Source organism: Arthrobacter sp. FW306-1B-F12A (assembly GCF_058781865.1).
The window spans coordinates 29513-46236 of the sequence record NZ_JBYSXD010000023.1 but is presented as its reverse complement, the minus strand read 5'-3'; the positions used below and the strand labels follow the sequence as shown (position 1 = coordinate 46236).

General features: G+C 66.5%; 13 protein-coding genes. 5 read left to right on the top strand and 8 right to left on the bottom strand.

Features of this window, described 5'->3' with window-relative positions:
* Positions 1 to 17: 17 nt before the first annotated feature.
* On the bottom strand, positions 18 to 530 hold the full coding sequence (gene dut / locus AC3WJU_RS12740; RefSeq protein WP_364538293.1) for a dUTP diphosphatase: 513 nt from the start codon (positions 528 to 530) through the stop codon (positions 18 to 20).
* Between the two features lie 110 nt (positions 531 to 640).
* On the opposite strand from dut, the gene AC3WJU_RS12735 reads away from it, so the two are divergent.
* Positions 641 to 1141, top strand: coding sequence for a DUF3093 domain-containing protein (locus AC3WJU_RS12735; RefSeq protein WP_059389106.1), 501 nt, complete (start codon positions 641 to 643; stop codon positions 1139 to 1141).
* Here the strand turns inward: AC3WJU_RS12735 and AC3WJU_RS12730 are convergent.
* The gene (locus tag AC3WJU_RS12730) at positions 1138 to 1437 is read right to left on the bottom strand and encodes a DUF4193 domain-containing protein (protein ID WP_059389107.1); all 300 of its coding nucleotides are present in this window, start codon (positions 1435 to 1437) and stop codon (positions 1138 to 1140) included. The genes AC3WJU_RS12735 and AC3WJU_RS12730 overlap by 4 nt on opposite strands.
* 283 nt (positions 1438 to 1720) lie before the next feature.
* On the opposite strand from AC3WJU_RS12730, the gene sepH reads away from it, so the two are divergent.
* The gene (sepH, locus tag AC3WJU_RS12725; RefSeq protein WP_492260029.1) at positions 1721 to 3091 is read left to right on the top strand and encodes a septation protein SepH; all 1371 of its coding nucleotides are present in this window, start codon (positions 1721 to 1723) and stop codon (positions 3089 to 3091) included.
* A 23-nt stretch (positions 3092 to 3114) separates the two neighbouring features.
* On the opposite strand, the gene AC3WJU_RS12720 is transcribed toward sepH, so the two are convergent.
* From AC3WJU_RS12720 to AC3WJU_RS12705, 4 genes are all read right to left on the bottom strand, one after another.
* Entirely contained in the window at positions 3115 to 3831 is a 717-nt protein-coding gene (locus AC3WJU_RS12720) for a thymidine kinase (RefSeq protein WP_284990721.1), read from the bottom strand.
* Positions 3824 to 5053, bottom strand: a complete 1230-nt coding sequence (locus AC3WJU_RS12715; protein WP_492260028.1) for an alkaline phosphatase family protein — start codon at positions 5051 to 5053, stop codon at positions 3824 to 3826. Before AC3WJU_RS12715 ends, AC3WJU_RS12720 begins: the two co-directional genes overlap by 8 nt.
* Entirely contained in the window at positions 5053 to 5781 is a 729-nt protein-coding gene (locus AC3WJU_RS12710) for a DUF5998 family protein (protein WP_307055134.1), read from the bottom strand. The genes AC3WJU_RS12715 and AC3WJU_RS12710 overlap by 1 nt, the downstream gene beginning before the upstream one ends.
* 67 nt (positions 5782 to 5848) lie before the next feature.
* Positions 5849 to 8542 (bottom strand): bifunctional acetate--CoA ligase family protein/GNAT family N-acetyltransferase, encoded by a 2694-nt coding sequence (locus AC3WJU_RS12705; protein ID WP_332603117.1) that lies wholly within the window; start codon positions 8540 to 8542, stop codon positions 5849 to 5851.
* Positions 8543 to 8596: 54 nt separating this feature from the next.
* On the opposite strand from AC3WJU_RS12705, the gene AC3WJU_RS12700 reads away from it, so the two are divergent.
* On the top strand, positions 8597 to 11134 hold the full coding sequence (locus tag AC3WJU_RS12700; protein WP_284990727.1) for a DNA gyrase/topoisomerase IV subunit A: 2538 nt from the start codon (positions 8597 to 8599) through the stop codon (positions 11132 to 11134).
* A 41-nt stretch (positions 11135 to 11175) separates the two neighbouring features.
* Here the strand turns inward: AC3WJU_RS12700 and AC3WJU_RS12695 are convergent, their stop codons facing one another.
* Positions 11176 to 11556, bottom strand: a complete 381-nt coding sequence (locus AC3WJU_RS12695; protein ID WP_059389111.1) for a VOC family protein — start codon at positions 11554 to 11556, stop codon at positions 11176 to 11178.
* A 125-nt stretch (positions 11557 to 11681) separates the two neighbouring features.
* Here AC3WJU_RS12695 and AC3WJU_RS12690 point away from each other — a divergent pair, with 125 nt between their 5' ends.
* Positions 11682 to 12200 carry a DinB family protein gene (locus AC3WJU_RS12690; protein ID WP_059389112.1) on the top strand — a complete coding sequence of 173 codons (519 nt, stop codon included), beginning with the start codon at positions 11682 to 11684 and terminating at the stop codon, positions 12198 to 12200.
* An 8-nt stretch (positions 12201 to 12208) separates the two neighbouring features.
* Complete coding sequence (locus tag AC3WJU_RS12685; protein ID WP_284990728.1) at positions 12209 to 13294, top strand: NAD(P)H-dependent flavin oxidoreductase; 1086 nt, start codon at positions 12209 to 12211, stop codon at positions 13292 to 13294.
* Here AC3WJU_RS12685 and cydD read toward each other — a convergent pair.
* On the bottom strand, positions 13266 to 16724 hold the full coding sequence (cydD, locus tag AC3WJU_RS12680; RefSeq protein ID WP_492260027.1) for a thiol reductant ABC exporter subunit CydD: 3459 nt from the start codon (positions 16722 to 16724) through the stop codon (positions 13266 to 13268). The two genes, AC3WJU_RS12685 and cydD, sit on opposite strands and share 29 nt — an antisense overlap.

The window sequence follows — 16724 nt, the reverse complement described above, 5'->3', positions numbered from 1 at the left end:
ATTGTCGAGGGTTGTTGCTAGCTCACGGCCGGCGCGAAGCCTCCGGTGGATCCAAAGCCGCCGGTGCCGCGCGAGGTGTCGGACAACTCCTCCACGGATACGAACTGCGCATACTCGACGCGCTGGATCACCATTTGAGCAATTCTATCGCCGCGCTTGAGTTCGATTGCGTGGTTTTGGTCGGTATTCAAAAGCGTCACGGAAATTTCACCTCGGTAGCCGGCATCAACCGTCCCGGGAGCGTTCACCACCGTGAGTCCGTGCTTGGTTGCCAGCCCTGACCGGGGGTGGATCAGCGCGACAAAGCCGTTCGGCAGTGCGATTGAGACGCCCGTGGGAACAAGCTTCCGCTCACCCGGCGCAAGCGATACGTCCGCGCGGGCCCGAAGGTCCGCCCCGGCGTCACCGGGGTGGGCGTAGGACGGCGCTTCCAATCCGGCGTCGAGCATTTTCAGTTGGACCTGAAGGGTCGGCGCGCCGTATTCGGCGGAGGTGTCTGCTGGGTTGGCTACTGCTGTCTCGTGGCTCACAGTCACACATTCTATCGCCCACGGAGTGCTTCCCCGGTTGCCGCCGCACGCCGGCCACAGGGCATGAGGGGCGTTAATTCCCGGGGGCACAGTCCCGATAAGCTGGTGGTATGCCTGAATCGACTGCTTCCGTACCCGCACCGCACCATTCCTCGAGTGGAACGGGCGTCCTGTTTACGGAAAAGCTCTGGCCCTCCCCCTGGATTTGGATTGTGGTGGTCGGCTTGTCCGCCGCGGGCATCTTGATGTTCGCGCCGATCAGCATCACCGCGGGGATTATCGCCGCGCTGGTCCTCTTTGCGATCATGACCACCATGCTGGTGTTGTCCACCCCGGCGATTGTGGTGGACCGGGACACCGTCCAAGTGGGACGCGCTACTATCCAGCGCGAGTTTGTCGGCGCCGTCACCGCGTACCGCAAGGACGAGGCCACCGCGGAGCGCGGAACCCGTCTCCACGGACTGGCGTTCCTGTGCCTCCGGGGCTGGATCGATCCCGTGGTGCGTATTGAAATCACCGACCCGGCGGACCGCACCCCGTACTGGTTGACGTCCACGCGCCGCCCCGAAGAACTTCTGGCAGCGCTGTCCACGCAGTCTTCGCGAGGCTAGCTTTCGCATTCCTTGCAGTAAAGGTGCCCGTCCTTCTCCCGCGCAATCTGGGAGCGGTGTTTGACGAGGAAGCAATTGAAGCACGTAAATTCGTCCGGTTGCGGAGGCAGGACGCGGACCAGCAGCTCTTCGCCGGACAAGTCCGCCCCGGGGAGCTCGTAGGCGTCCGCGAGGTCAGTCTCATCGATGTCAACAGCCGATGACGACTGTTTCTCGGTGCGATGCGACTTGAGTTCCTCGATCGAGTCCTCGGTGTCTTCTTCGGTCTTCCGAGGGGCGTCGTAGTCCGTTGCCATGGTCCCTTCTTCGTTCTCCCTTGCACGTCACGCAGGGCTTGCGATCCTGTCGACCGGAACCTCGCCCGGTCTAAGGATGTAACGCAGCGGGCCGCATTTTTGTGCCCGATATCGGGCAGATTGTCCTCCCGGATGTCTCGAATGTCCATACCCCGGTGCCGATCGCCTGCGCACGGAATGCCGGAAATCGCGGAATATCGCGGCGCGCCCTTTCTCCTAGTAGGAAAAGGCCGTACCGGGTGGCAGAGTTTCGAATGTCAGATAGGCCATGGTGGAGGATTTTATGCGGGATCTACGGCTGGTTGGCGTCCACGACGACGGCGGACATCTCCTGTTGAGCGGTACCGGCGGCGAGATGTTCCAGCTTCCGATTGATGAGGCGTTGCGGGTTGCAGCGAGCCGGACACCTGCCCAGGTGGCCGCACGTTCCTCGATCACGCCCGTCGCCATGTCCCCCCGTGACATTCAGTCACGCATCCGCAGCGGCGCTACGGCCGCGGAAGTGGCGGAGCTGTCCGGGATGCCGCTCGCCAACGTGCAGCGGTATGAGGGCCCTGTGCTTGCAGAGCGCGAGTACATCGCCCAGCAGGCACGCAAAGTCGAAGTCGCTGCCCCGGCCCCCGGCCAGGACGCCTACCGCGCAGCGTTCGGCGATGAACCCGCAAGCCTGGGCGAAATGGTCGCACACCGGCTCACGGCCCACGGAATCGATTCCTCTAGCGTGGAATGGGATTCCTGGCGCCGGACCGATGGCACGTGGACCGTCGTCGCACGCTTCGAAACCAAGCCAGGCAGCCTGGAGAGCATCGGCGAAGAACCGCCCGCGATGTGGACGTTCCATCCCGCCCGCAAATCCATCCAGAACGCCAACCGCTGGGCCCAGCAGCTCAGCGAACTGGAACCCCTTGATGGGCCCGTACCGGCGCGGCGGCTCGCGGCCGTCTCCGACCGGCCCTTTGACTTTGAGGCCGATGCCGGGACCGCCGCACGCGCGGCTGCCGCCGCTGCCACGAAGGAAGCCGATGGGCTCCTTGACATGTTGCGCTCGCGCCGCGGACAGAGGCTGGGACTTGACGAAGACAGTGACGACGCGTTGGCGCTGCTTCTGAGCAGCGGCGTTCCGGCTGCGCATCCACGTCCTGGCGACGTCGACGACGAACGTGCGGACAGCGACGCAGCTGACAAAGAGCCGGTCGATACGGAAACGCACCAGCAGCCTGAATCCGGGCCGGCCCCCAGCCGCCGTGACGCGCGTGCATCCATGCTGTCGCGGCTGAGCCTGGCCCCGAAGCATGACGACAAGGAAGACGATTCCCTCCACCTTCACGACGGCGTCAGCACGGACACCCGTGAAATCACGGTGATCCCCGGTCCGCTGCGCCCCGTGACCATGTTGCGCGGCAGGAACGATCACGACGGTCAGACCGGCCAGGACGAGGCGCGAACCCCGGGAGCAGCATCGCCGCGGGCGGGCTTGGACGAATTGCTCGGCGGCGCTCCCCGGCGGGATCGCGAAGAGCCGAAGCCCACCCGTTCCGGGCAGAAGGATGAAGAAACTTCCGACGCGGGAGCGGCCGAGCGCCAGCCGTCACGGCCCAAGCGCTCCAGCATTCCGAGCTGGGATGAAATCGTCTTCGGGACGCGCGGAGACTAGGCAGCGTTCAATTCGTTGCGGCTTCAGCCTGCGCCGTGCCAAAGGCAAGCGTCGACGTCGAACGGCAGCAACTGATCCCGGCTCGCCATGAGATTGGCTCCATGAGCGGTGACCCGGCGCATGTAGTGCCTTCGGCATAGGGTCTCGTACCCGACAACCGGCTGCGACGCGTCGATTTGCTCCGGGGTGACCTCCGCTTGTCCGGCCTCCCTGGCAACGTCTCCCACCACGACTTGCTCGCCTTCAACCACCATGATGCCGTCCACGGTCCGCGCATTGTGTGTCGCCCGGCGGCCGCACCAGCAGAGCGCTTCCACTTGCAGGACTTGGACCCTGTCCGCGAGCTCGACGAAACGCTGGGATCCGGGGAACAGCCGGGTGCGGAAGTCGGACGTGATTCCGAAAGCGAACACGTCTACGCCCATCTCGTCAACCACGCGCGCCAGCTGTTCCACTTGCACGGGTGAGTAGAACTGGGCTTCGTCACAGATCAGGTAGTCCACCTTGAGGCCCGTGGTCCGGCGTCGGACAACCTCGTCCCAGAAATCGGTGGTGTCAATGACTTCCACGGCGTCCGTCTGGAGCCCGAGACGGCTGGAGATGACGGATCCGCCGGCGCGGTCGTTGCAACTGAAGCGGACCCCGCCCCGGCCGCGGGCACGGTGGTTGTAATCCATCTGCAAGGCAAGGGTGGACTTGCCGCAGTCCATGGTTCCGGAGAAGAAAATGAGTTCAGCCACGGCGGCCCTTGGGACCTCCGGCTTGGAAGCACAGCAAGGGAACTTCGCGCTCCGCCTTGGTCAGCGAACCATGTTGCCCCACCACCTCCAAGGCAGTCGGACGGACGCGGCGGACGTCGTAGAGCGCCAAGGTGTCCCGGGCCGCGATCATGACATCCCCGATCCGGGGGGAAACCTCCGGCCGAAGGACCCCGAAGAGTCCTGCTTCAAGGGCCTGCCCGCGCGTGAAGGCCCAGATCCGGTCGCCGAAGCGGGCGCGCCAGGCATCCAGCAGGGCGTCCCGGTGAAGCTCCCGGGCGTCGGGTTCGAGGTACAGGTGGACCATGCGTGGCTCGCCCGCTGTGTGCCGCACCCCTGCGATAAGGGCAGGATCGGCGGAATAGTCGATGCGCTGAGACTCGGGAACGTCGAGCATTCCATGGTCGCCCGTGAGCAGGATGGTTGTCCCCGCCGGCAGTGAGGCAGAGAGCCTCTTGACCGTCGAATCGATTTCCTCGAGCTGGTGCTCCCAGCGATCGGACTGACAGCCGTAGCGGTGTCCGGCTTTGTCCAGCTCGTTGACGTAGAAGTACATGAGGGAGGGGGTTCCCGCAGCCATTTCCTCCCCCGCCATTGCCGTCCGGGCATGGAGCGAGGTGCCGCCCACGAACCGGCTTCCCCGGAGCGCCGCGCGGGTCATCGGCGACGCCCCGAACTGGGGCAGGCTCACGGTGACGACGTCGGCGTCAGCGGCCACCCGTTCGAAGATTGTCGGGAACGGCTGCCAACGCAAGGGGTCGACACCAGCGTCCCAATTGCCGAGCAAGTTGACTACCTTGTCCTGGGCAGGATCCAGGACGTCATAGCCCACCATGCCGTGTTCACCGGGCGTGCGGCCGGTTCCGAGGCTGGCCAAGGACGATGCCGTGGTGGAAGGAAAAGCCGAATCAAGCCACACCGGGACGGCACCCTGTCCCGAATTCGCAATCGACCTCAGAAACGGGGTGTGCGCGGCCTTCTGTTTCAGGAGATTGCGCCCCAGGCCATCGGCGAGAACAACGCACACGCGTTGCGATACGGGCAAGTGCAGTTTGTTGTCGAAGCCGGGCAGGCCCATGCTCGCCGCGGCGCTCGTGAAAACCTCGGCGATCGATTTGCTGCCATACAGCGGCGCGCCGGGAAGCTCGGGGATGGCGCCGGTAACGGGGACGGTGTCCTGGGCGACGGGTTCCGACGTCGCCATCAGCGCTGGTGCCCGCGGCTCAGCCTGTTGCCGAAGACGCCGGAGCGGAGTCGCGGACCGGAGATGGTACTTGCGTGAACCGAGGGCCCGGGAGCGCCCGTATTCACGGCCCGCAGCGCGCGGGCAAAGACCTTCGCGTCCTGAACGGCCCGGGGTCCGTCAGCCTCGGAGCTGATCCGCAGCACGATGTCCTCCTGGGAGATGGTGCCCGTGTATCCGTGGTCGGCTTCGCACTGGGGATCGCCGCAGCTGGCGGGTCCCACGTCCAGCCGCTGGCCTCCGGACCAGGCAATGGAGAGGGTCAGCTCCCTGACCGGGTCGCTGGGAGTGTAGTTCTGCGGCTGCGCATACATGTAGCTGAGGACGACCGAGCGGATCTGTGCCACGGGGACGGACTCGGTGGAAATCTGGGCGACGATCTGCTCCCCGGCTTCGTCGAGCTGCTGGTCGTCGACGTGGGTGATCACCAGCATGTCCTCGGTGAGGACGAGGACCGTGATGTGCCGCCGGACCTCGGCACGGTCGAAATGTGTTTCCAAATGCACCAGATGCGCAAGGCAGTCGCGCCCGTCCAAGGCGTCGGCCACAACATCGGCAACCAGGACAGGATAGAAGCCTGCCCGTTGAAGTGCCTGGTCCAGGCTCTGCCCCTGCGAGCTGTGGTTGTGTGTTGCATGGTGCCCGGTGGTAGCCGGACCGGACGGAGGCGTCGGGGACTTCGAGCTCATTCCCCCATTTTCACAGATCGGCTGGGGACTTCATAACCGTCCGGCCCTCCGGCGGTCAACTGCCAGCTCAGCTGAGCATCGCACGGCGGGCACTGTCTGTGCGCTGTGCGGCGTTCCCGATCCACACCTCGGCGGCAAGGATTTTCGCGCCCCGGGTCCCGGCCAGGACGGGATTGAACTCCACGAGCGCGATTTCGGGGTGTTCATCCTTGAGCCGGACCAGCCGTGCTCCGAGGTCTTCGAGGGCGGCCACGTCCACGGCCGGCAGCCCTTGGTAGCCGAACAGTTTCAGGGAAGCCCGGGGTGCCCTGATGAAGTCGTGGAGATCAGTCGTGGACAAGGGAGGTACCCGGTGCGCCCAATCGTCCAGGAGGTTCACGGCGTCTCCCGCCAAACCGAAAGAGACCACGGGCCCCAGGAGCGGATCCTCGATGGCCCGGAAGGTGCACGCCTGTCCCACTGGAACCATGGCCTGCACCTCTATGGCCGATGAACCGTAGGGCTCTAGTGCGCGACGCATCTGCGCGATGTTGCGCCGAAGCGAGTCCGCATCCTCGATGTCGAGACGCACGCCTCCCAGGTCCAGGCGGTGCCGGAGGGCGGGATCCGTGGTCTTGAGCACCACGGGCCAGCCGAGCCGTTCGGCGGCGTCTACCGCTTCGTCGTCGCTCTCGAACACAGCCGACGGCACCACGGGGATTCCGTAGCGGGACAGAAGCGCGGCCGATTCGCCGCCATCGAGCCGTACCAATTGCTCCCCCGCGACAGCAGACAGGAGCCGCTCGATGTGTTCGCGGGTACCTTCGCGGTCGCAACCAGGAGGCTCGATGAACATGCCTTGGTCCCGGTCCAGCCACTTCGCGTAACGGACCACAGCCGCCAAGGCCGCCACTGCGCTGCCCGCGCTGGAGTAGCAAGGAAGGGAAGGTCCGGACTCCCCGTTTGGGGCGAGTAATCCGTCCAGTTGCACGGAAGTGTCGAGGATCCCGGTGAATGCCGCCACGACGGGCTTTCCGGCCTCCGCCGCGCATTCAGCGAGCACTCCCGCGATCGCTTCCATCGTGAGGCTTCGGGACGGCACCATGGCCGCCACCACCGCATGCACGGAATCGTCTGCAAGATTCTTCCGGAGGCTGCGCCGCAGCCCGTCCCGCGATGCGGACATCCCCGCGTCCAGATCCACGTCGGTGACGATCCTGTCGACGACGAGCCCCTGGGGCGCCGCGTTGTCCGCCACGACCTTGCCGAAGGCCGCGGAATTGCTGTAGACGGCGAGCGCCGGGCCCTTGGGCAGGGGCTGGCTGGACACGATCTGCGCCACGTCCATGAGCTGTTCGATGGTTTCGACGGCGATGACGCCGGCTTGGCGCATCATCGCGTCCAGGGCGGCCGCAGGCGCCAGTGTGGTCCTCACCACGTGCCCCGGCGGAAGCCGCAGGCCCGTCACATCCGATTTGGCGACGATGACCGGCTTGCTCCGCGACAATCGGCGGGCCAGGCGGGAGAACTTGCGCGGATTGCCGATCGACTCCAAATAGAGCCCGACGGCGACAGTATCGGGATCGTCTTCCCAGAACTGCATGACGTCGTTGCCGGAGACATCGGCGCGGTTGCCGGCAGACAAGAACGAGGAAAGGCCCAGGCCCCGGCGGCTCGCTGCCGCGTAGACGGAGACCCCGATGGCCGCGGATTGCGAAAACAGCCCCAGTCCCCCGCGCCGGGGCAGGTTCGGGGCCATGGAGGCGTTGAGGGAAACCTCCGGGTTCGTGTTCACGATCCCCAAGGACTCGGGGCCGATCACGCGCATCCCATAGGACCTCGCCTGGCGCACGAGCTCACGTTGCCTCCGCAGCCCCCGCTCGCCGTCGTCCGCGTACCCTGCTGTGGCGACCACGAGGCCTTTGACCCCGGCCGCCCCGCACTCGTCCACGACCTTCGGCACTTCCTCGTTAGGCACAGCGACGATGGCGAGCTGCACCGGCCCGGGGACTTCGCCGATCCGGGCGAACGACTTCATGCCGCCCACCTCGAAGGCTTCAGGGTTGACCGCATAGACCGCACCGGTGAAGCCACCATCCAGGATGTGCTCAAGCAACTGGTGCCCGACGGTCCCCCACCGGCGGCTGGCGCCCACCACCGCGATCGACGACGGCGCAAGCAAGTCCCGCACGCTGCGGGCCTCGGCGCGGTGTTCCCGCGATTCCATGACGGCGAGGGATTTTGCGGTGGGGTCGATGTTGAATTCAACGCTGACCACGCCGTCGTCGAATTTGCGCGCAAGCTCATAGCCGGCATCGGCGAAGACCCGCAGCATTTTGCGGTTCTCCGGCAGGACCTCGGCCGTGAAGCGGCGGATGCCGTTCTCCCGCGCGGCCGCGGCCAAGTGTTCGAGCAGGATGGAGCCGATGCCCCGGCCCTGCTGGACATCGGAAATATTGAAGGCCACTTCGGCCTCCGTAGGGTCATCGAGCCGATCGTAGCGGCCGACGCCGACGATCTCTCCGCCGATGGTGATGACAAACGCCACCCGGTCCTTGTGGTCCACCTCCGTGAAGCGGTGCAGTTCCTTGCTGGAGAGCCTCGGCTTGAACGAGAAGAACCGCATGTAGATGGACGTCTCGGACTGCGCCGTATGGAAGGCTTGGAGGGCGCCGGCATCTTCGGGTGAGATTGGTCTCAAGTGGGCCGTTCCGCCGTCGCGAAGCACGACATCGGCCTCCCAATATTCCGGATATACGCCGGCGCCGGGCTGATCCACCATAGGCTTAGCCTAGCCAAGTCTTCCGCAGTACACGTTTAAGGATCCACCGACTCCATGGCACGAAGCCAAAGTCCCTCCCGCTCAAACGCGGCCTCGGCCGCTGTCGACGGGGACTTCACCGAGAACATCATCGATATCGACGTCACTTCCGAAATGGAAGGCTCCTTCCTGGAGTACGCGTATTCGGTGATCTATTCCCGTGCGCTCCCCGATGCGCGCGACGGCCTCAAACCCGTTCAGCGGCGCATCTTGTACATGATGAGCGACATGGGCCTGCGCCCGGACCGCGGCCATGTGAAGAGTGCCCGCGTGGTGGGCGAAGTCATGGGAAAGCTGCACCCCCACGGTGATGCGGCCATCTATGACGCCATGGTACGCATGGCACAGGACTTCTCGCTGCGCTTGCCCCTGATCGACGGGCACGGAAACTTCGGTTCGCTCGACGACGGCCCGGCAGCACCGCGCTACACGGAAGCCCGGCTCGCCGCGGCTGCGATGACGATGACCGAGAACCTCGACGAAGACGTGGTGGACTTCGTCCCCAACTACGACAACCAGCTCACCCAGCCGGACGTGCTCCCGGCCGCCTTCCCCAATCTGCTGGTCAACGGCACTACGGGCATCGCCGTCGGCATGGCCACCAACATGGCACCCCACAACCTCGTGGAAGTCATCGCGGCCGCCCGGCACCTCATCGCCAACCCGGATGCCACGCTGGACGACGTCATGCGGTTCGTGCCCGGCCCGGATTTGCCCACCGGCGGCCGGATCGTGGGCCTGGACGGAATCCGCGACGCCTACGCCACGGGACGCGGTTCATTCAAGACCCGCGCCAAGGTGGAGGTCGAGCAGCTCACGGCGCGCCGCACCGGCCTCGTGGTGACCGAGCTCCCCTACATGGTGGGTCCGGAGAAGGTCATTGAAAAGATCAAGGATGCCGTCAACGCCAAGAAGCTGAGCGGCATCAGCGACGTCATGGACCTCACCGACCGCAAGCACGGACTGCGGCTCGTGATCGAGATCAAGAACGGCTTCAACCCCAACGCCGTGCTGCAGCAGCTCTACCGGTTCACGCCGATGGAAGACTCCTTCGGCATCAACAACGTGACCTTGGTGGATGGGCAGCCGCAGACCTTGGGCTTGCTCCAGCTCCTCCAGGTGTATGTGGGCCACCGCCTTTCCGTCGTGCGCCGTCGCACAGCCTTCCGCTTGGGCAAGAAAAAGGACCGCCTCCACCTGGTGGAGGGCCTGTTGATCGCGATCGTCGACATCGACGAGGTTATCCAGATCATCCGCTCCTCGGACGAGGCATCGGCTGCCCGCGAACGGCTGATGTCCATCTACGACCTGTCCGAGATCCAGGCCAACTACATCCTGGAACTCCGCCTGCGCCAACTGACCAAGTACTCGCGCATCGAACTCGAGAAGGAGCAGGAAGAACTGCGGCGCGAGATCGCCGAGCTCGAGGCGATCCTGGCATCCGACGTGCTCCTGCGCGAGCTGGTGTCCGGAGAGTTGGCCGAAGTGGCCGAGAAGTACGGTACCCCGAGACGCACAGTCCTCCTTGAATCCGAGGCTGTCTCCCCCACCGTCGCCGCCGCCCTCGCAGCAGCCGTCCCGGCCGGCAAGGGCAAGGCCGCCGCGCTCCCGCTCGAAATCCCCGATGACCCTTGCTGGGCACTCCTGAGCGCCTCCGGCCAGATCGCACGGACCTCCAATCAGGAGCCGTTGGCCGAATCCGGCCCGCGGAGCAAGCATGATGTCTACCGCTCCGTGGTCAAGACAACCGCACGCGGCGAGATCGGCGCGGTCACCTCGCAGGGCCGCATGCTGCGGGTGCAGGTCATGGACATGCCGGCACTGCCGGCAATGTCCGGCCTGCCCAACCTTGCCGGGGGCGTCGCGGCAAAAGACTTCATCACCCTGCTCAAGGGCGAATCGCTCGTGGCGTTCGTGCCGCTGGATGCGGTGTTGGCCATCGGTACGGCCCAGGGCGTCGTCAAGCGCGTCCAGCCTGACTACCCGCTAAACCGCGAAGACTGGGAAATCATTGCCCTCAAGGACAAGGACACTGTGGTGGGCGTGGAGCCCGCCCAGGACGACGACGTCGACCTCGTCTTCGTGACCCGGCTTGCGCAGCTCCTGCGTTTCAGCGCCTCCGCCGTTCGGCCGCAGGGCCGTACCGCCGGCGGCATGGCGGGAATCAAGCTGGGGGTCGGCGACGACGTCATCCACTTCGGCACGGTGCGCGCCAATGATCCGGCCGCCGTCGTGGTGACGATTGCGGGCAGCAACGGCGCGCTGCCGGGAACTGCTCCGGGCACGGCGAAGATCACCCCGTTCGAGGAGTACCCGGCCAAGGGCCGGGCGACCGGAGGCGTGCGGGCGCACCGTTTCCTCAAGGGTGAAGACACACTCCTGCTCGGGTGGGCGGGCCATGGTCCGGCGAAGGCGTCATCCAGCGCCGGCGTTGCCCGTGCCCTCCCACAAGAACACGGCCGCCGCGACGGCTCCGGCGTTCCCCTCTCCCAGCCCGTGGATGCCATCGGTGCGAGCATGGCTTGGGAAGAAGGAAACGCCGGCGAGAAATGACGGGACGTAGCCGTTGAAGGGTACGTCCCGGCCGCGCTGGGCTACATCGTGGCGATACTGAGGATGTTTCCTTCCGAATCGAGGAACCAGGCTCCCCGTTCTCCGCTCGGCATGGTGGCTACGCCGTTTTCGGTCTTCAGGCCCGGGAAGTCGTACTCTTCGAAGACCACTCCGCGTTCCCTGAGATCGGCCATGTCCTGGTCCAGGTCCGTGCTCTGGAATCCCAACTGGGTGTTCTTCGCGGTCCCGGCATTGGGCGTCTCGTAGAGCAGGAAGGCTGTGCCGTTGGCGCACTTGTACATCAGGTTGTCTGTGGCTTCCGGGTTATCCGGTTCGAGGCCTAGCTTGTCGCGGTAGAAGTCGCGTGCGCGGGCGATATCGCTGGCAGGGAGCACGCCGGCGACGTTTAGATCCTTTAGCATGGCAGTTTCACTTTCCAGGCTTCCCCAGCACCTAACTTTACTCCTGATCGGGCTGATCAGGGCTGGAACAGGGCGCTCTACGTGCGGTGTGACCGGATCAGGAATCCGGGCCCTAGACTACTGCCATGCCGATCATTCCCGATGACAAGGACTGGACCTGGGTCCTGTCCACGCCCTGTCCCGAGTGCGGCTTCGACGCCGCCACTGTGACGCCGTCCACCGTCCCGGGGACAGTCCTGAACATGCTGCCGCGTTGGCGGGCCGTTTTGCGCCGGGAGGACGCCTCCACCCGCCCGGACGAACACACGTGGTCACCGCTGGAGTATGCCTGCCACGTGCGGGATGTCTTCAGCCTCTTCGACCAGCGCCTGAACTTGATGCTGCGGGAGGACGACGCCCGCTTCGCCAATTGGGACCAGGACAAGGCCGCGATCGACGGCGACTACGCGAATGCGGATCCGGCCGAAGTCGCTGGGCAGCTGGCCGCCGAGGGCACCCAGATTGCCAACTCCTTCGCTGCCGTGCACGAGGACGAATGGCCCCGCACGGGGGTGCGCAGCAACGGCTCGACGTTCACAGTGCTGACGTTCGCCCAGTACTTCCTGCACGACGTCGTCCATCACCTGCACGACGTGGACGGCTAGGCGCCGCGATGTCGTGGAAAGACACGAGGGCAACCCGCCTGTTCACCATTGATCTGCCCATTGTCCTCGGACCATTCGGCGGCCTGTCATCGGTGGAGCTGGCGGCCACAGTCAGCGAAGCCGGCGGGCTGGGTTCGTACGGCCTCTACGGCTACGATGCGGAACGGATTGCGGCCACGGCCCGCGACCTCAGGGAGGCCACCGGGAAACCGTTCGCACTGAATCTTTGGCTCCCCATCGAGGGCGAGGAGCCGCCAACCGCGGACCCCGGTCAGTTCGCCGCCTACGTGGACATCCTCCGGCCGTACTTCGAGCTGGTGGGCGTGGAACCACCCGCGCAACCGGACGCCTACCTGCCCGATCTGCAGGAACAGATCCAAGCGGCCATCGAGGCCCGGCCGGCTGTGCTGAGCTTCGTATTCGGTGTTCCATCGGGGGCCGTCATTGAACAGGCCCGGCGGAACGGCATTGTGGTGGTCGGTACCGCGACCACTGTTGACGAAGCGGTGGCCTTGGATGCCGGCGGCGTGGACGCCATCGTCGCCACGGGGATGGAGGCCGGCGGACACCGGGTTTCCTTCCTGCGCGCCCCGGAGGACTCGCTCGTGGGGACCATGGCCCTGGTGCCCCAGGTGGTGGATGCCGTCTCGGTTCCGGTCATCGCGGCCGGCGGTATCTCGGATGGCCGTGGAGTCGCTGCCGCGTTGGCGCTGGGCGCGGACGCCGTCCAGATCGGTTCGGCCTTCCTGGCCACGCGGCAGTCAGCCATCAGTCCCGCACACCTGGCCGCGATGCGCGGACCCGGCGCCGCCCACACGGTCCTGACCCGTGCCCTCAGCGGCCGTTTGGCTCGCGGCATCCCCAACAGGATCATCGCGGAGCTCGCCGATCCTTCCGTGCATGCCCCGTTCCCGATCCAGAACTGGCTGACCGGCAAGTTCCGGCCCGCCGCGGCGGCACAGGGAATCCCGGGCCTGATGTCGCTGTGGGCAGGCCAATCGACGCCGCTCATCAGGGAGGACGACGCCCGGAAACTCGTGGACAATATCGTCGAGTCTGTGGACGCTACCCTCGGGCGGCTCGGACAAACGTAACTTCGGGCCAGTTCCCGCGCACCAGCTCCGGGAGCGCCGACGGCGAGCCGAGATCAAGCCGGGAATCTCCCCCGTCGATGTCGGCCGGGTTGTGGGTCACCAGGACCACTGTGACGTCCTTCAGCCCGGCGCGCAGCTCCGCCATCATGAGCCGCCCGGCCTCGGCGTCGAGATGGGCGGTCGGCTCGTCCAGGAGCAGCACAGCTGCTCCTGTGAGGAGGGTGCGGGCCATGGCCAGCCGTTGGCGTTCGCCGCCGCTCAAGAACGAACCCGAGGGGCCAATGCGGCTATCGAGACCACCGGGAAGCCCGGAAACCACTCCGGAAAGCCCGACGGCGCCCAAGGCCTTGTACATATCCACTTCGGAAGGCTTGCGGCCGGCCGGGCGGGAGAGCAGCAAATTGCCTCGAATCGTGGAGTCGAAGAGATGGGCCTCCTGGGGACACCACGCGGCCTTCCCGCCGATGTAGGCCCTCCCGGATGATGCGGGCAGGAAGCCAAGCAGCACGGAGAGCAGCGTGGATTTCCCCGAGCCTGAAGGTCCGGTGACCGCGAGCCAGCGTCCGGGCACCGCTTCGGCGCTGAGCCCTCCGAATACAGGCGCGCTGCCGGGCCAGGACGCTTCAAGGCCATCCAGCAGCAGCCCCGAAGAGCCGTCGGGTCGTTCCGGCAGCGTCAGCACACCGCCGTCGACCTCCGGCGTATCGAAGGCACCTGACTGGGCAATCCGCCGCAGTACCGCGGCCAATGCCGGACCCTGCCGCACGGCGGACACTGCCGCCGCGTAGGGTTCCGCGAGGGCCAGCTGGACAAGGACGACGACGGCGAGCACCGCCGGCGCGACCGTTCCGGCCTGCACTGAAGGTGCTGCCAAAATCCCAGCCCCCAGGGCTCCCAGGGTGCAGGCAAGCACGGTCAGCCCCTGGCCGATTCCATCAGCCCACGCGGAACGCTGTGCTGCCACCGTGGCTGCGTTGTCCTTCCGGGTCAAGGACGACAGGACTGCTCCGGCGACGCCGTTGGCGCTGAGCTCCGCGCGGGCGTCGAGGGCCGCGGCAACATCGCGCAGAACGAGCGAGCGCAGTTCCTGCTCGGCGCGTGCCGCGTTGCGGTCCGCTGTCAGGGCAAGAACCGGAGCCAGGACCAGCCCAACCACGGCGGTCGCTGCAACCGCCGGCACGGTGGCGGGAACCAGCAGCGCCGAGGCGACCACCGCCGACACCGCGACGGCGAGCGCTGACAGCGGGGGAAGCACGACGCGCGGCAGAACGTCGCGCAGCGTATCGACGTCGTCCACCACAGCTCCAAGGACATTGCCGCCCTGCAGGAGCCGCCGCAAGGACAGCGCCCGGGCGCTGAGAGTTGCCCAGAGCGCGCCCCGGAGCCTCGTCATGGCGGCGAAGACCGTGTCGTGGACGACCAGCCGTTCGGCGTACCTCAGCACCGCCCGGCCTATCCCGAAGAACCGGACGCCCACGATCGCTCCAAGCAAGTACAGGATGGGCGGTTGCTCGCTGGCCCGGATGATGAGCCAGCCGGACAGCCCGGACAGTGCCACGGCAAACAAGGCGGCGAGCGCCGCGAGCAGCACGGCACCGGCGAACTTGTAGCGGACGGGCGCCAGGATCCGCGCGAGGGCCTTGAGCATGGAGATGGCGGTGCGGGGTTCAATTCCCCCGTCCGGTGTGGTTCCCGGAGTCGCGTCGCCCCGGAGCGGAGGAGGCACGGACACGGCGGATTCCAGGCCCACAGGACCGGAGTGTTCCTGCGCGGCCACGCGGTCGCTCGTCCCGCCGTCGACGCTCACTACGTTGTCCGCCAGCTTCCGGGTCGCGGCGTCGTGGGCCACGAGGATCACAGTCGCGGCCCCCCGCAGCCCCGCGATCGCCGAACGGATGGCGTCCGCGGACGCGGCGTCGAGGTGGGCGGTGGGTTCGTCGAGCAGCAGGACCGTGGCACCGGCGTCGAGGCGCGCCAAGCCACGGGCCACGGCCACCCGGCGCACTTCGCCAGGGCTCAACTCGGCAGGATGTTTGAACGCGAGGTGCTCCGCGGCGGCCTGCTCCAGGCAACGCATGGCCCTTGCGATATCAGCGTCCGGCGTGGATCCAGGGCCGGACGGCGCGAAGTCCTGGTTGCCGCCGTTCAGGTAAAGGATGATCTCGTCGAGCACCGTGCCGGCGACCATGACGGGATGCTGCGGAACCCAAGCGACCGCTCCGGCTTCCAGTCCGGTGACGGACCCTTCGATGGTTGCCAGCGGACCGTCGCCGATCGTGCCGGCGAGGACACCTACGATGGTGCTCTTGCCGGAACCGCTGCGGCCGTCAAGGGCGGTGATCTGCCCAGCCGGAGCCTTGAAGCCGATGGGCCCGACGGCGGCAGCCGTCCTTCCCGCGTACGTCACCGTCAGTCCGGTGACCACGACGCCGGCTGGCGCCCCGCTGCTGGCGGGCGCGCCGTCGTCGTGCCCGTCATTCAGCGGGCGTCCCGCCGGCGACTCCAGCACGGCGTTGGCTGCAGCCAAAGCCTCACGCCCGTCGTCGCTGGCGTGGTGGGCAGTGCCCAGCTCGCGCAGGGGAAGATAGCAATCGGGGGCCAGGATGAGGGCCAGCAAGCCTGCTTCCAGACCCATGTCGCCGGCCACGAGTCGAACCCCGATGAAGACGGCCACGACGGCGACGGAGATGGTGGCTATGAGTTCCAGGGCGAGAGCCGACAGGAAGGCAGTCCGCAGGGTTCCCATGGTGCGCGAGCGGTATTCCTCGGAGAGGTCCTCAAGGGCTGCGCGTTGTTCTCCCGCGCGACCCAGTCCAACCAGCACCGGAAGTCCCTTGGCCAACTCCAGGATGTGCCCCGAGAGCCTCCGCAGCGTGGATTGGGCTTCGCGCACCCGGTCCTCGGTATGGCGGCCGATCAGGACCATGAAGAGCGGGACCAGCGGCAGGGTCAGCACCACCACCACGGCGCTGACCCAGTCCGCGAAGAGGATCCGTACGCCGAGGAGCAAGGGCAAAGCGGCACAATTGACCAACGCGGGAAGGAACTGGGTGTAGTAGTTGTCCAGTGCATCAAGGCTCCGGGTCGCAAGCACGGCAAGGCCGCCGTCGTTCACGTCGCCGACCCGTCCCGCTGCCCCGGGGCCGAGTGCCCGCCCCAGCAGCCGGGACCGCAGCTCTTCCTTGACCCCGAGGGCCGCGCGGCGCGCCGCGACTCCCTGGCCCCAGACTGTCAGCGAGCGCAGGACAGCGCCGGCGGCGCCCCAAAGGAGTCCTTCGCGCCACCCCAAGCCGCCTGCCGCAAGTCCGGACAGCATCCCCGCGATGGCCTGCGCAATCAGTACCAGGGACAAGGCCTTGAGTGAGGACAGCAGGCCAAGGAAATACAAAGCCGATCGGGTGGCGGGTCCGGCAGGCAGCTGGGGCTTCAT

Excerpts from the sequence above, each read along its gene's own strand:
- AC3WJU_RS12735 (WP_059389106.1), top strand. The coding sequence starts at position 641 with ATGCCTGAATCGACTGCTTCCGTACCCGCACCGCACCATTCCTCGAGT.
- AC3WJU_RS12730 (WP_059389107.1), bottom strand. The coding sequence starts at position 1,437 with ATGGCAACGGACTACGACGCCCCTCGGAAGACCGAAGAAGACACCGAG.
- sepH (WP_492260029.1), top strand. The coding sequence starts at position 1,721 with ATGCGGGATCTACGGCTGGTTGGCGTCCACGACGACGGCGGACATCTC.
- AC3WJU_RS12715 (WP_492260028.1), bottom strand. The coding sequence starts at position 5,053 with ATGGCGACGTCGGAACCCGTCGCCCAGGACACCGTCCCCGTTACCGGC.
- AC3WJU_RS12710 (WP_307055134.1), bottom strand. The coding sequence starts at position 5,781 with ATGAGCTCGAAGTCCCCGACGCCTCCGTCCGGTCCGGCTACCACCGGG.
- AC3WJU_RS12705 (WP_332603117.1), bottom strand. The coding sequence starts at position 8,542 with ATGGTGGATCAGCCCGGCGCCGGCGTATATCCGGAATATTGGGAGGCC.
- AC3WJU_RS12700 (WP_284990727.1), top strand. The coding sequence starts at position 8,597 with ATGGCACGAAGCCAAAGTCCCTCCCGCTCAAACGCGGCCTCGGCCGCT.
- AC3WJU_RS12695 (WP_059389111.1), bottom strand. The coding sequence starts at position 11,556 with ATGCTAAAGGATCTAAACGTCGCCGGCGTGCTCCCTGCCAGCGATATC.
- AC3WJU_RS12690 (WP_059389112.1), top strand. The coding sequence starts at position 11,682 with ATGCCGATCATTCCCGATGACAAGGACTGGACCTGGGTCCTGTCCACG.
- AC3WJU_RS12685 (WP_284990728.1), top strand. The coding sequence starts at position 12,209 with ATGTCGTGGAAAGACACGAGGGCAACCCGCCTGTTCACCATTGATCTG.
- cydD (WP_492260027.1), bottom strand. The coding sequence starts at position 16,724 with ATGAAGCCCCAGCTGCCTGCCGGACCCGCCACCCGATCGGCTTTGTAT.